Source organism: Azospirillum sp. TSH64 (genome assembly GCF_003116035.1).
Lineage (GTDB): Bacteria > Pseudomonadota > Alphaproteobacteria > Azospirillales > Azospirillaceae > Azospirillum.
The window spans coordinates 6,640,926-6,654,588 of sequence record NZ_LGQW01000015.1 but is presented as its reverse complement, the minus strand read 5'-3'; the positions used below and the strand labels follow the sequence as shown (position 1 = coordinate 6,654,588).

Sequence of the window (13,663 nt, the reverse complement as noted above, 5' to 3'; positions counted from 1 at the left end):
CTTCCAGGCCGAGCGCGAAGGCGACCTTGCGGGTGTGGTAGCCCTGGATGCCGGTGGCCGGGTCGACCGCGACCTTGACGATCTTCTCCGGCGTGTTGTGGGCGACCTCTTCGATCTCCATGCCGCCTTCGGTTGAGGCGATGATGGTGACGCGGCCGGTGCCGCGGTCGGTCAGAAGGCCGAGATACAGCTCGCGCTTGATGTCGGCGCCTTCCTCGACATAGAGACGCTTGACCTCTTTGCCCGCCGGGCCGGTCTGCTTGGTCACCAGGACGCGATTGAGCATCTCGGCGGCATTGGAGGCGACCTCCTCGACCGACTTGACGACGCGGACGCCACCCTTGCCGCCCGGATTGTCCTGAAACCGACCGGCGCCGCGGCCACCGGCATGGATCTGCGACTTCACCACCCAGACCGGACCGCCGAGTTCGCGGGCGACCGATGCAGCCTCTTCCGGGGTGAAGGCCACGCCGCCGCGCGGAACGGCGACGCCGTACCCCCGCAGCAGATCCTTGGCCTGATATTCGTGAATGTTCATGGTTTTCGTCTCTGTCCCAGTCGGGAATTGTCTTTTGGAGACCGCGGGGAGCCGGAAATTCTTCGGCTGACGGGCGGCGGATTTTTAAAAGTCCGGGCTTCGGCTCCCGCTTCGGCTCTTGAGCGACCGGGAAGGGGACGGTCGGGAAGAGGGGAAGCGGGGTTTTTAAAAATCGGCAGGCTTTTCAAACATCGGGTGCCGGTCCTCCCCCACCCTTTCCCGCCGAAGCGGGGAGGGTTGGGGAAGAAGGCGGAGACTGTTACTCCGCCGCCAGCCTCTCGACGACGCCGATGGCGCCGCTGTCACGGATCTCGACGATTTCACGCTCGCCGAATCCCAGGACGTCGCGCAGAATTTCGTCGGTGTGCTCGCCCAGCAGGGGGGAACGGGTGACTTCCGTCGGGCTGTCGGACAGCTTGATCGGGTTGCCGACCGTCAGGTAACTGCCGCGGGTCGGATGCTCCACCTCGACCAGCGTGCCGGTCTCGTAGAGCGACTTGTCCTCGGCGATTTCCTTCATCGACAGGATCGGGCCGCAGGGAATGTCGTATTTGTTGAGAAGGTCCATGACCTCGAACTTGGTCAGGGTCTTGGTCCACTCCTCGACGGTGCCGAAGATCTGCATCAGGCGCGGCAGGCGGGCCACCGGGGTGGCGTAGTCGGGATCGGTGATCCACTCTTCCTTGCCGATGACCTTGCAGATCGACTTCCAGACCGGGGCCTGGGCGATGAAGTAGATGTAGGCGTTGGGATCGGTCTCCCAGCCCTTGCACTTCAGGATCCAGCCCGGCTGGCCACCGCCCGACGCGTTGCCGGCACGCGGCACCGTGTCGCCGAACTCGCCGTTCGGGTATTGCGGGTATTCCTTCATCGGCCCGTGGGCCAGACGCTGCTGGTCGCGCAGCTTGACGCGGCACAGGTTCAGCACGGCGTCCTGCATGGCGGCCAGCACCTTCTGGCCGCGGCCGGTCTCCTTGCGCTGGTAGAGTGCGGTGACGATGCCGAGCGCCAGATGCAGGCCGGTGCCGCTGTCGCCGATCTGGGCGCCGGTGACCATGGGCGGGCCGTCGTCGAAACCGGTGGTCGAGGCCGCACCGCCCGCACATTGGGCGACATTCTCGTACACCTTGCAGTTCTCGAACGGCCCGGGGCCGAAGCCCTTCACCGACGCGACGATCATCGCGGGGTTCAGTTCCTGGATACGCTCCCAGGTGAACCCCATGCGATCGAGCACGCCGGGGGCGAAGTTTTCAACCATCACGTCGCAGGTCTTGATCAGCGCCTCCAGCACCTCCTTGCCCTTGGGCGTCTTGGTGTCGAGGGTGATGGACCGCTTGTTGTGGTTCAGCATGGTGAAATACAGGCTGTCGGCGTCCGGCAGGTCGCGCAGCTGGCTGCGGGTGATGTCACCCTCGCCCGGCCGTTCGACCTTGATGACGTCGGCGCCGAACCAGGCGAGCAACTGGGTGCAGGTCGGTCCCGACTGCACATGCGTGAAGTCGAGAATCCGCACGCCCTGAAGTGCCTTGCCCATGTATTTCTCCCCCTGCTTCTTAAGTCGTGTCGGTCGGCGTTTGTTTTTAGGACGGCATCTTGCGGACCGAGCTGGTCGGATTGAGGCTGCCGATGTTGCCGCTTTCGGTGCCGGCGGCCGGGTCGATGACGGCGTTGATCAGGGTCGGACGGCCGCTGTCCATCGCCTCGTTGACCGCGCGGTACAGCTCGTCCGGGTTGGTGACATGGACGCCGACGCCGCCGAAGGCTTCCATCATCTTGTCGTAACGGGAGCCGGGGACGAAGACCATCGGCGACGGGTCGACGCCGCCGGTCGGGTTGACGTCGGTCCCGCGATAGATGCCGTTGTTGTTGAAGATGACGATGCAGACCGACAGGTTGTAGCGGCAGATCGTCTCCACCTCCATGCCGGAGAAGCCGAAGGCACTGTCGCCCTCGACGGCCAGAACCGGCTTGCCGCTCTCCACCGCCGCGGCGACGGCATAGCCCATGCCGACGCCCATCACGCCCCAGGTGCCGACGTCGAGGCGCTTGCGCGGCTCGTACATGTCGATGATGCCGCGGGCGAGGTCGAGGGTGTTGGCGCCCTCGTTGACCAGCATGGCGTCGGGACGCTCCTTGATGACGCGGCGCAGGGCGCCCAGCGCACCGTGGAAGTTCATCGGCGACGCGTTGCTCATCAGCTTCGGCGCCATCTTGGCGACGTTCTGCTCACGCTTGGCCGCGACGGTGGCCATCCAGTCGGTCGGCGGGGTCAGGCCGCCGTCGATGCCCTTCAGCATCACTTCCATGACCGACGCGATGTCGCCGACCAGCGGAGCATGGATTTCGACGTTGCTGTCCATCTCCCGCGGCTCGATGTCGACCTGGATGAACTTCTTGGAGCCGGGCTTGCCCCAGGTCTTGCCCTTGCCGTGCGACAGCAGCCAGTTCAGCCGCGCGCCGACCAGCATGACCACGTCGGCTTCCTGCAGCACCAGCGAGCGGGCGGCACCGGCCGACTGGGGATGGGTGTCGGGCAGCAGGCCCTTGGCCATGCTCATCTGCAGGAACGGAATGCCGCTCTTCTCGACGAAGGAGCGGATGGTCTCGTCGGCCTGGGCATAGGCGGCACCCTTGCCGAAGATGACCAGCGGACGCTTGGCGCCCTTCAGCAGGTCGAGCGCGCGGTTGACCGCCTCGGCCGACGGATACTGCGCCGGGGTCGGATCGACCACCTTGACCAGCGACTTCGCACCTTCCGCGGCGTCCATCACCTGCGAGAACAGCTTGGCCGGCAGGTCGAGATAGACGCCGCCCGGACGGCCCGACACGGCGGCGCGGATGGCACGCGCCACGCCGATGCCGATGTCCTGGGCGTGCAGGATGCGGAAGGCGGCCTTGCACAGCGGCTTGGCGATGGCCAGCTGGTCCATCTCCTCATAGTCGCCCTGCTGGAGATCGACGATCTCGCGCTCCGACGAGCCGCTGATCAGGATCATCGGGAAGCAGTTGGTGGTGGCGTTCGCCAGCGCGGTCAGGCCGTTCAGGAAGCCCGGCGCCGACACCGTCATGCAGACGCCCGGCTTCTTCGTCATGAAGCCGGCGATGGCGGCGGCGTTGCCGGCATTCTGTTCGTGGCGGAACGAGACGACCCGCATGCCCTCGGCCTGCGCCATGCGCAGCAGGTCGGAGATCGGAATACCGGGGACGACATACAGGTTGTTGATGTCGTTGAGCTTGAGCGCGTCGATGACGAGCTGGAAGCCGTCGGTCAGCGCCGGCGCGTCTTCGACAACAGATGCTTCCGTGGCCTGGTTCTTAGTGATCGTTGCAGCCGCAGTAGACATATGGGTGACTCCTCCCCGAGGCTCCAAAAAGGTTCAAAGTTGGTTAGTCGAGGAAGGCGCAATGCCGTTCCACGTACTGTGCGAGACCGAGCGTGTGTTCCCGGACGCGGCGTTCCGCGAGATCGGCATCGCGGGCGGCAAGCGCCTCGATGATGTCCCGATGCTCGTGGATGGACTGGTCGGCACGGTCGCCGAGGCCCATCGTCGCGCGGCGGATCGCACGCATATGGATGAAGAAGCGGTCGGTCAGGTCCGAGATCAGCGCGGAGCCCGAAGCCTGGACGATGCTTTGATGGAAGACGATGTTGGCGTCGGAATACTCCGCGACATGTTCCGCCAACTCGGCTTTCGTGTATTTGTCGAACGCGGCGTGCAGGAGTTCCAGCTTCTCCGTGGTGGCGTTTTCGACGAACAGGCGTGCCGCCATGCCTTCCAGGGCGGCACACACCGTGATCATCTCCACCAGTTCGGCCTTCGTCTTGCGCACCACGAAGATCCCGCGCCGCGGTTGGGAGCGGATGAACCCCTCCTGTTCCAGCAGCGCCATCGCTTCGCGCACCGGGGTGCGGCTGACACCCAACGCCTCGCACAGACGGCGTTCGTCCAACCTGATCTCGTTGCTCTGGCCGTAGATGTTCATCTGCGTGATGGCCTGTCGCAGCGATTGGTAGGCCTTGGCCTTGAAGCTCATCCCCTGTTCGAGGGGTTCGACACTGAATCTTTCCCGGTTCATCACGTTTCCGACCCTTTGCGCGCCGACGCCATCGGCGCCGCTTGTTGTCGTGAGCGTTGTTCGTGCGAGCGTTCGGACGATCGCCCTTGGCCCTTGGTACTGAGTGGCGCGTCGTTTTTGAATTATCGATACGGTATACCAGATGCCAGACACCCGCAAGGCCAATTGCGGGCACCTCGAACTATTTCTGCTGCCGACGGAGTTGCGGTCGATTCTGTTCGATTTTTCTGGCTATTGCGCGGTAATCGCCCTAATTTGACCCTTCAGGATCGCTCATAGCGAAGGAACCCGCGCATGGCCGAAACCCAGCATCTGGCCGGGGCCGCAGACAAGTCACCCGCCGGCGCGGCGGAAGAGGCGTCGGATCCGAACTTCATGACCTCGCTGGCGCGGGGATTGTCTGTGATTCGCGCCTTCACCGAGCGCGAGCCGAACCTGACCATCGCCGACATCGCCAAGATCACCGGCCTGCCGCGGGCGGCGGCTCGGCGCTGCCTGCTGACGCTGATGCAGCTGGGCTACGCCGGGTCGGACGGCCGGACCTTCCATCTGAAGCCGAAGATCCTGGCGCTCGGCTATTCCTTCCTGTCGTCGGCCCCGCTGGCGACGATCCTGGATCCGCTGATCGAGCAGGTCAGCGGGGCGGTGCAGGAATCCTGCTCCGCCGCCGTCCTGGACGAGGACGACGTCGTCTACATCGCCCGTGCGGCGACCAAGCGGATCATGTCGGTCGGGCTGAATGTCGGCAGCCGCCTGCCGGCCTATTGCACCTCGATGGGGCGGGTCCTGCTGGCGGCGCTGCCGGAGGCGGAGCTGAACGCCTATCTGGCGCGGGTGCCGCTGAAGCCCTTCACCGAACGGACGATCACCGCTCCCGACGCGCTGAAGCGCGAGCTGGAGCGGGTGCGCGACCGCGGCTTCTCGCTGGTGGACCAGGAGCTGGAGCTGGGGCTGCGCTCCATCGCCGTGCCGATCAGCACCGCCGCCGGCGGGGTGGTGGCGGCGATGAACATCAGCGCCCAGGCCGCCCGCGTCACCTGCCCGGAGATGGAGGTGCAGTTCCTGCCCCACCTGCACCGCGCAGCGGAGGAGGCGCGCGTGCTGCTGGTGCGCTCGCGCGGGGTGTGAGGCTCAGCGCGCCCGGATCAGCATCTCTTCCAGATTGCGGTTGATCGATTCGACGCCGCTCTGGGCCTGATGCATGTTGGACACCACGCCGTCGGTCAGGGCCATCTGCTCCTCGGCACCGGTCGCGACGCCGTGGACCGTGGATTTCACGCTGTCCACCGACCGGGCGATGCCGCCCAGCGCCTCGACCACCTGACGGACGACCTCCTGCATGGCGACGATCTCGACGCCGATCCGCTCGGTGGCGCCGGAGGTCTGTTCGGCCAGCGACTTCACCTCGGTCGCCACGACCGCGAAGCCGCGGCCGGCCTCGCCCGCCCGCGCCGCCTCGATGGTGGCGTTCAGCGACAGCAGCTTGATCTGCGAGGCGATGGCGTCGATGAATTTGGCAACACCGTCCATCGCCGCCGCCGCCTCGTTCAGACGGCCGGTGGCGCTGTCCGCCGCCGCCGTGCGCCGGTCGATCTCATCCACCACCTCGCGCGATTTCAGGATGTCGGCGGAAATCCGCGTCGCCGAGGCGCACATCTGCTCGACGGATCCGGCGACATCGGTGACCTTCTGGACCGTCTGCTTGGAAAACTCGATGGCTTCCAGGCGCGACCTGATCATGCCGGTCACGTCGGTGGCGAATTTCACCACCTTCACCACCTCCCCCGTCTCGGACAGCACGGGATTGTAGCTGGCGTTGATCCACACGTCGGACCCGTTCCTGGCACGGCGGCGGTAGAGGGAGGTGTGGAATGTCCCGCTGCGCAGGATGTCCCAGAACTCGCGGTATTCGGCGCTGTTCTGCTGTTCCGGGGAGACGAACATGCGGTGGTTCTGCCCGACCACCTCATCCAGCCGGTATCCCATCGCCTTCAGGAAGTTGTCGTTGGCATCCAGGATCGTGCCGTCGGGCTTGAAGTGGATCACCGCCTGCGACCGGTTGATCGCTTCGATCTGGGCGCGGAAGTCGGCGTTGCGAATTCGCTGCTCCGTCACGTCGGTGGCGAACTTCACGATCTTCCACGGTTTCCCGGTCGGGTCGAGGATCGGCGTATAGGTGGCCTGGATCCAGACCTGCTCGCCGCTCTTGGTCAGGCGCCGGAATTCGCCGCTTTGATGCTCTCCCCGGCCAAGCTTCTCCCAGAAGGCGCTGTAGGCCGGATCGGCGGCATCCACACCATCGAGGAACAGCTTGTGATGCCGCCCCTGCACCTCCTCCAGCCGATAGCCCATCAGGTCGAGAAAGCGCCGGTTGGCCGTCAGGATGGTGCCGTCCAAACCGAACTCGATCACCGCCTGGGACAGCTCGATGGCGGCGAGCTTGCCGTTGGCATCGGCCTCCTTCAGCTTCGCCTCGGTGATGTCGGTGGCGAACTTCACCACGCCGACAACCCGCCCGCCGGCGCCGAGGATCGGGTTGTAGGTGGCCCGCAGCCAGATTTCCCGGCCCGACTTCGTGATCCGCCGGAACACCGCCGATTGGAAGCGGCCTGCCCGCAGTTCGCCCCAGAAATCGCAGTAGTCCGTGCTCTTTGCATAGTCGGGATCGACGAACATGCTGTGCGGACGCCCCTTCACCTCGTCCAGGCTATAGCCCATCGCCTCCAGGAAGTTCCTGTTCGCATCCACCACCGTGCCGTCCATCGCGAATTCGATGACGGCCTGCGACCGGTCGAGCGCGTCCAGCTTGGCCCGCTCGCAGCTAACACCCTTGGTGAACAGAAACATGGAGTCCTCCCTTCCTCGCGTCGCGCCGGACGGATGCGGAAGGGCCATGGTTTCCCATTTTACCACTTCATTCCCGAGGTGGACCATGAACGGATCCGTCTCGGGAAACAAAGTATCCTGGCGGCACGGCCTCAGCATACGGCAGCGCCAGGAAGGATAGATAAAGCATCCGACCCGGCCAGTCGGGATTATCCCTAGGGCCGGGCACCGACGGTCACAGGGCCGATCACAGGATCGTCTCCGGCGATATTCCCAGCAGGGCCGACTTGATCTTCGGCACCATATGGTCTGCAAAGGCCCGCACCTTGGCCGGAACCAGCGCGCGATGGGGATAGAGCACGGCCAGCGTCACCGGTTCCGGCGGAAAATCGGGCAGCACCGGCACCAGGGCGCCGCTGGCGAGATGCTCCGCCACCTCCCACAGCGGCTTCATGGCGATCCCCCGCCCGTCGAGCGCCCAGCCGGTCAGCACGTCGCCGTCGTCGGCATCGAAGCGGCCCGACACCGGCAGCTTCACCGGCTCGCCGCCCTCCAGCACGCTCCATTGATATTGCTGGGTGCCGGGAAAGCGCAGGAGCAGGCAGTTGTGGCCGGACAGGTCCGCCGGCCTTTCAGGCCGTCCGCGTTCCGACAGGTAGGAGGGGGCGGCGACCAGCACGCGGCGCACGTCGGCGATCTTGCGCACGACGAAGCTGGAATCCTTCAGCGCCGCCATCCGCACCGCCACGTCGACCGCCTCGCGCAGCAGGTCGAGCAGATGGTCGGACAGGCGCAGCCGCACCTCCACCAGCGGGTGGGCGGCACAGAAGTCGGGGACCAGCGGCGACAGGATGCGGCGGCCGAAGCCCAGCGGCGCCGTTACCCGCACGCTGCCCGACGGCACGCCGGACCCGGCGGCGATGCTGCTGTGCGCCCGCTCCACCGCTTCCAGAACCTCCAGGCAGCTTTGGTAGAAATCCATGCCGGTCTCGGTCGCCTGCAACTGCCGGGTCGTGCGGTTCAGCAGCCGGACGCCGAGATGGGTTTCCAACTGCTGGATGCGGTGGCTGACCATGGCCGGCGACATGCGCAGGTTCCGCCCGGCGGCCGACAGGCTGCCCAGTTCGACGACGCGGACGAAGATGCGCATGTTCTCAAGCAACGCCATGCTCGCGCGGACTCCCTGCCAGACGATTGGGCCGGACCGGTGGGTTCACGGGTCGGGAGGGACGCTAGCACGGGTGCCGCGGAGAGGGAATTTCCACGACGCAGCAAGCCCGCCCAAACGAAAACCGTCGGAGCGCGTCTGCGCCCCGGCGGCTTTCCGGTCGGACGGGATGGAAGCGGATCGTCAGACCAGAACGGTCTCGCTCTCGTCCACCGGCAGGTCCAGCGTCTCCTCGAACTCGGTGACGCTGTCGATGTCGGCGCCCATCGAGATGTTGGTCACCCGCTCCAGCACCAGCTCGACGACGACCGGCACCTGATACTGGTCCATCCAGGCCTGGGCCTGGGTGAACGCCTCCTGGATGCGGTCGGGTTCGGTGACGCGGATCGCCTTGCAGCCCAGCCCTTCGGCCACCGCGACATGGTCGACGCCATAGACGCCGATCTCCGGCGCGTTGATGTTCTCGAAGGACAGCTGGACCTGGAAGTCCATCTGGAAGGCGCGCTGCGCCTGCCGGATCAGGCCGAGATAGGCGTTGTTCACCAGCACATGGATGTAGGGCAGCTTGTGCTGGGCGCCGACCGCCAGCTCCTCGATCATGAACTGGAAGTCGTAGTCGCCGGACAGGGCGACGATGCGCCGCTTCGGATCGGCCACTCGCACGCCGAGCGCGGCCGGCAGGGTCCAGCCCAGCGGGCCGGCCTGGCCGCAGTTGATCCAGTGGCGCGGCTTGTAGACGTGCAGGAACTGAGCGCCGGCGATCTGCGACAGGCCGATGGTGGTGACGTAGGTGGTGTCCTGGCCGAAGGCGCTGTTCATCTCCTGATAGACGCGCTGCGGCTTCATCGGCACCTGATCGAAGTCGCTGCGGCGGTGCATCGACCGCTTGCGGCCCTGGCAATCCTTGACCCAGCCGCCGAGATCCTTGAAGCGGCCCTCGGCCTTCCACTCCTTAGCGACTTCGATGAACAGGTCGAGTGCCGCGCCGGCATCCGACACGATGCCGAGGTCGGGCATGAAGACGCGGCCGATCTGGGTCGGCTCGATGTCGACATGCACGAACTTGCGGCCCTTGGTGTAGACCTCGACCGAGCCGGTGTGGCGGTTGGCCCAGCGGTTGCCGATGCCCAGCACGAAGTCCGACTTCAGCATCGTCGCGTTGCCGTAGCGGTGGGCGGTCTGCAAGCCCACCATGCCGGCCATCAGCGGATGGTCGTCGGCGATGGAGCCCCACCCCATCAGGGTCGGGATCACCGGCACGCCGAGCAGCTCGGCGAACTCCACCAGCTTGTCCGACGCATCGGCGTTGATGATGCCGCCGCCGGCCACGACCAGCGGACGTTCCGCCGCCGCGAACATCGCCAGCGCCTTCTCGACCTGGGCACGGGTGGCGGAGGGCTTGTAGACCGCCAGCGGCTCGTAGGTCTCGTCGTCGAACTCGATCTCGGCCATCTGGACGTCGATGGGCAGGTCGATCAGCACCGGGCCGGGACGGCCGCTACGCATCAGGTGGAAGGCCTGCTGGAAGACGTAGGGCACCTGCGCCGGCTCCAGCACGGTCACCGCCCATTTGGCGACCGGCTTGGCGATGTCGGCGATGTTGATCGCCTGGAAATCCTCCTTGTGCAGGCGGGCGCGCGGCGCCTGGCCGGTGATGCACAGGATCGGGATCGAGTCCGCGATCGCCGAATAGAGGCCGGTGATCATATCGGTGCCGGCCGGGCCGGAGGTGCCGATGCACACGCCGATGTTGCCGGCCTTGGCCCGGGTATAGCCTTCGGCCATGTGCGAGGCCCCCTCGACATGGCGGGCCAGCACATGGCGCATCGTGCCGCGCCGCTGCATCGCCGCATAGAAGGGGTTGATCGCGGCGCCCGGGACGCCGAAGCAGACGTCGATGCCCTCCCGCTCCAGCACCCGCACCGCCGCTTCCGCCGCCGTCATTCTCGCCATCGCTCGACTCCTCACCAAACGCGATTGTTGCTGAGGACAGCTAAGCGCGCGGATGGTGGGTACGGCAAATCAACGGGTTGCCTTTTCCACAGGCTGGAAAGCAGCGCCGAACGGGGAGGAGCCTCAGCTGCCGCGATATGTGGAGTAGGCCCAAGGCGAAACCAGCAGCGGCACATGGTAATGCTGGGACGCATCCTTGATGCCGAAGCGCAGCGGCACCTCGTCGATGAAGTCCGGGCCATCACCGTCAATGGCGCCCGAGATCGCGCCGATGCGGCGGAAATACTCGCCGGCCATGAACAGCAGCTCGTAGCGGCCGGACTTGAAATCCTCGCCCTGGAGCGCCGGGGCGTCGAGCCGGCCGTCGGCATTCGTTATGAACTCGCCCAGAACGGTGCCGGTGTCGAGCGAGGTCAGGCGGATGCGCATGCCCGGCGCCGGACGGCCGGCGGCGATGTCGAGGACGTGGGTGGTCAGGCGGCCCATGGGGTACGGTCTCCGCAACGATGCATCTCTGGATGCCGCAGCTTAAGCCCAGTCCCCTCCCCTGCCCACCCGCGAAAATCCGGAAACTGTCTTCACCCCCGCGCCCAATCGGCCGATTGAACCCCCTGCCGCCAATGGCTTAGCGTAGGTTCCGCTTCGACCGCAGCGTGAAGGCGAGACGACGATGACCGACACCGCCCATCCCCAGGGCTATCCCCGCGACATGATCGGCTATGGCGCCACCCCGCCGCAGGCCAACTGGCCGGGCGGCGCCCGCGTGGCGGTGCAGTTCGTCATCAATTACGAGGAGGGCGGCGAGAATTGCGTCCTCCATGGCGACGCCGCGTCGGAGGCCTTCCTGTCGGAGATCGTCGGCGCCCAGCCGATCCCCGGCGCACGCCACATGAACATGGAGTCGATCTACGAATACGGCTCCCGCGCCGGCTTCTGGCGGCTGCACCGCCTGTTCACCGAGCGCAACCTGCCGGTCACCGTCTATGGCGTCGCCATGGCTCTGGAGCGCAATCCCGAAATCGTCGCCGCGATGAAGGCCGCGGGGTGGGAGATCGCCACCCATGGCTGGCGCTGGATCGACTATCAGCATCTGCCGGCGGAGGTGGAGCGCGAGCATATGCTGCGCGCCATCGAGGTCCACACCCGCGTGACCGGCGAACGGCCGCTCGGCTGGTATCTCGGGCGGTGCAGCCCGAACACCTGGCGGCTGGTCGCCGAGGAGGGCGGCTTCGTCTACAACGCCGATTCCTATGCCGACGATCTGCCCTATTGGGACGACAGCCATGGCCGGCCGCAGCTGATCGTGCCCTATACGCTCGACGCCAACGACATGCGCTTCGCGACCAACCAGGGCTTCAACAGCGGCGACCAGTTCTTCGCCTATCTGAAAGACAGCTTCGACACGCTCTATGCCGAGGGGGAGACGGCGCCGAAGATGATGTCCATCGGCCTGCATTGCCGTCTGGTCGGGCGACCCGGCCGCGCCGCGGCGTTGGCCCGCTTCCTCGACTATGTGCGCGGCCATGACAAGGCGTGGGTGGCGACCCGGCTCGACATCGCCCGCCACTGGATCGCCGAACACCCCTACACCGCGAAGTGAGAGCGCAGCAGATGCCCTACAGCCTGGACGACCTGAACCGGATGGACCGCGCCGACTTCGTCGCGGCGCTGGGTGCGGTGTTCGAGGACAGCCCCTGGGTGGCGGACGCCGCCTGGGACAAGCGCCCCTTCGCCGATGCCGCGGCCTTGCGCGCGGCGATGACCGGCATCGTGCGCGGGGCAGGGACGGAGCGGCAGCATGCCCTGATCCTGTCCCACCCCGACCTTGCCGACCGCGCCAGCCGCCCGGCCAATCTGACCGCCTTCTCGCAGACCGAGCAGGCCAAAGCGGGCCTGAACGAGCTGACCGAGGCGGAGGCCCAGGAACAGCGCGACCTGAACCGCGCCTATCGCGAGCGCTTCGGCTTCCCCTTCATCATGGCGGTGCGCTTCAGCAGCAAGCAGGAAATCCTGGCGGCGATGCGCGAGCGCGTGGCGAACGAGCCCGATGTCGAATTCGGCCGAGCGCTGGAGGAGATCTACAAGATCGCCGGCTTCCGGCTGGACGATCTGGTGAAGGGATAACACCCACTCCAGAAACGAAAAAGCGCGCCGCCCCAACCGGAGCGGCGCGCTTTTTCCGTCGCAGTGTCCGTTACGCTTCCATCGCCTTGACGACCTCTTCGGTGACCTTCTTAGCGTCGCCGAACAGCATCATAGTGTTGGGGCGGAAGAACAGCTCGTTCTCGACACCGGCGTAACCGGCTGCCATGCCGCGCTTGATGAAGAACACCGTTTTGGCCTTCTCCACATCCAGGATCGGCATGCCGTAGATGGCGCTCGTCGGGTCGGTCTTGGCCGCCGGGTTGGTCACGTCGTTGGCGCCGATGACGAAGGCGACGTCCGCCGTGCCGAAGTCGCGGTTGATGTCCTCCAGTTCGAACACCTCGTCGTACGGCACGTTGGCCTCGGCCAGCAGCACGTTCATGTGACCGGGCATGCGGCCCGCCACCGGGTGGATGGCGTACTTCACGTCGACGCCCTCGTGCTTCAGCGCGTCGGACATTTCGCGGAGCGCATGCTGGGCCTGGGCCACCGCCATGCCGTAGCCGGGCACCACGATCACCGACTGGGCGTTCTTCATGATGTAGGCGGCGTCCTCGGCCGAGCCGGCCTTGACCGAACCCTGCGGACCCTTGGCACCGGCCGCGGCACCCGCCGCCTCGCCGCCGAAGCCGCCGAGGATGACGTTGAAGATCGAGCGGTTCATGCCCTTGCACATGATGTAGGACAGGATGGCGCCCGAGGAGCCCACCAGCGCGCCGGTGATGATCAGCAGGTTGTTCTGCAGCGTGAAGCCGATGCCGCAGGCCGCCCAGCCGGAATAGCTGTTCAGCATCGAGATGACCACCGGCATGTCGGCGCCACCGATCGGCAGGATCAGCAGGAAGCCCAGCGCCAGCGCCACGACGACGATCAGCCACATCGCGACATCGGCGTTCGACTGCACCAGCCAGCCGATCAGGATGACGGTCAGCACGCCGAGCGCCGCGTTCAGCGGA

The 13,663-nt window shown here is 66.1% G+C and carries 12 protein-coding genes; 3 read left to right on the top strand and 9 right to left on the bottom strand.

The features are described 5' to 3' along the window. The 4 genes from TSH64_RS31370 to TSH64_RS31355 form a co-directional block, all read right to left on the bottom strand. The coding region (locus TSH64_RS31370; protein WP_199237706.1) for an ATP-grasp domain-containing protein at positions 1-538 on the bottom strand (538 nt) is incomplete at its 3' end. A gap of 259 nt (positions 539-797) precedes the next feature. Next, positions 798-2,072, bottom strand: a complete 1,275-nt coding sequence (frc, locus tag TSH64_RS31365) for a formyl-CoA transferase (RefSeq protein WP_109451041.1) — start codon at positions 2,070-2,072, stop codon at positions 798-800. Between the two features lie 46 nt (positions 2,073-2,118). Then, the gene (oxc, locus tag TSH64_RS31360; RefSeq protein WP_199237705.1) at positions 2,119-3,882 is read right to left on the bottom strand and encodes an oxalyl-CoA decarboxylase; all 1,764 of its coding nucleotides are present in this window, start codon (positions 3,880-3,882) and stop codon (positions 2,119-2,121) included. 43 nt (positions 3,883-3,925) lie between these two features. Beyond that, positions 3,926-4,780 carry a GntR family transcriptional regulator gene (locus TSH64_RS31355; RefSeq protein ID WP_247873250.1) on the bottom strand — a complete coding sequence of 285 codons (855 nt, stop codon included), beginning with the start codon at positions 4,778-4,780 and terminating at the stop codon, positions 3,926-3,928. Positions 4,781-4,909: 129 nt separating this feature from the next. Between TSH64_RS31355 and TSH64_RS31350 the strand changes: the two genes are divergently transcribed. Further along, complete coding sequence (locus TSH64_RS31350; RefSeq protein WP_109451039.1) at positions 4,910-5,743, top strand: IclR family transcriptional regulator; 834 nt, start codon at positions 4,910-4,912, stop codon at positions 5,741-5,743. 3 nt (positions 5,744-5,746) lie between these two features. Here TSH64_RS31350 and TSH64_RS31345 read toward each other — a convergent pair whose 3' ends face one another. The 4 genes from TSH64_RS31345 to uraH form a co-directional block, all read right to left on the bottom strand. Beyond that, complete coding sequence (locus TSH64_RS31345) at positions 5,747-7,462, bottom strand: PAS domain-containing methyl-accepting chemotaxis protein (RefSeq protein ID WP_109451038.1); 1,716 nt, start codon at positions 7,460-7,462, stop codon at positions 5,747-5,749. A 226-nt stretch (positions 7,463-7,688) separates the two neighbouring features. After that, positions 7,689-8,609 carry a LysR family transcriptional regulator gene (locus TSH64_RS31340; protein ID WP_109451036.1) on the bottom strand — a complete coding sequence of 307 codons (921 nt, stop codon included), beginning with the start codon at positions 8,607-8,609 and terminating at the stop codon, positions 7,689-7,691. Positions 8,610-8,792: 183 nt separating this feature from the next. After that, the gene (gene gcl / locus TSH64_RS31335) at positions 8,793-10,562 is read right to left on the bottom strand and encodes a glyoxylate carboligase (RefSeq protein ID WP_109451035.1); all 1,770 of its coding nucleotides are present in this window, start codon (positions 10,560-10,562) and stop codon (positions 8,793-8,795) included. A gap of 123 nt (positions 10,563-10,685) precedes the next feature. Further along, a complete protein-coding gene (uraH, locus tag TSH64_RS31330; protein ID WP_109451033.1) occupies positions 10,686-11,048 on the bottom strand; it encodes a hydroxyisourate hydrolase in 363 nt (120 codons plus the stop codon). 184 nt (positions 11,049-11,232) lie between these two features. Here uraH and puuE point away from each other — a divergent pair, with 184 nt between their 5' ends. After that, a complete protein-coding gene (puuE, locus tag TSH64_RS31325) occupies positions 11,233-12,162 on the top strand; it encodes an allantoinase PuuE (RefSeq protein ID WP_109451031.1) in 930 nt (309 codons plus the stop codon). A gap of 11 nt (positions 12,163-12,173) precedes the next feature. Beyond that, positions 12,174-12,686, top strand: a complete 513-nt coding sequence (gene uraD, locus TSH64_RS31320; RefSeq protein WP_109451029.1) for a 2-oxo-4-hydroxy-4-carboxy-5-ureidoimidazoline decarboxylase — start codon at positions 12,174-12,176, stop codon at positions 12,684-12,686. A 70-nt stretch (positions 12,687-12,756) separates the two neighbouring features. Here the strand turns inward: uraD and TSH64_RS31315 are convergent. Next, positions 12,757-13,663, bottom strand: a 907-nt coding sequence (locus tag TSH64_RS31315; protein WP_146208148.1) for an NAD(P)(+) transhydrogenase (Re/Si-specific) subunit beta, incomplete at its 5' end; no start/stop codon positions are given.

What these genes read in the sequence shown, in the direction of transcription:
- frc (WP_109451041.1), bottom strand. Translation starts at nt 2,072, where the DNA reads ATGGGCAAGGCACTTCAGGGCGTGCGGATTCTCGACTTCACGCATGTG.
- puuE (WP_109451031.1), top strand. Translation starts at nt 11,233, where the DNA reads ATGACCGACACCGCCCATCCCCAGGGCTATCCCCGCGACATGATCGGC.
- TSH64_RS31350 (WP_109451039.1), top strand. Translation starts at nt 4,910, where the DNA reads ATGGCCGAAACCCAGCATCTGGCCGGGGCCGCAGACAAGTCACCCGCC.
- uraD (WP_109451029.1), top strand. Translation starts at nt 12,174, where the DNA reads ATGCCCTACAGCCTGGACGACCTGAACCGGATGGACCGCGCCGACTTC.
- oxc (WP_199237705.1), bottom strand. Translation starts at nt 3,882, where the DNA reads ATGTCTACTGCGGCTGCAACGATCACTAAGAACCAGGCCACGGAAGCA.
- uraH (WP_109451033.1), bottom strand. Translation starts at nt 11,048, where the DNA reads ATGGGCCGCCTGACCACCCACGTCCTCGACATCGCCGCCGGCCGTCCG.
- TSH64_RS31345 (WP_109451038.1), bottom strand. Translation starts at nt 7,462, where the DNA reads ATGTTTCTGTTCACCAAGGGTGTTAGCTGCGAGCGGGCCAAGCTGGAC.
- gcl (WP_109451035.1), bottom strand. Translation starts at nt 10,562, where the DNA reads ATGGCGAGAATGACGGCGGCGGAAGCGGCGGTGCGGGTGCTGGAGCGG.
- TSH64_RS31340 (WP_109451036.1), bottom strand. Translation starts at nt 8,609, where the DNA reads ATGGCGTTGCTTGAGAACATGCGCATCTTCGTCCGCGTCGTCGAACTG.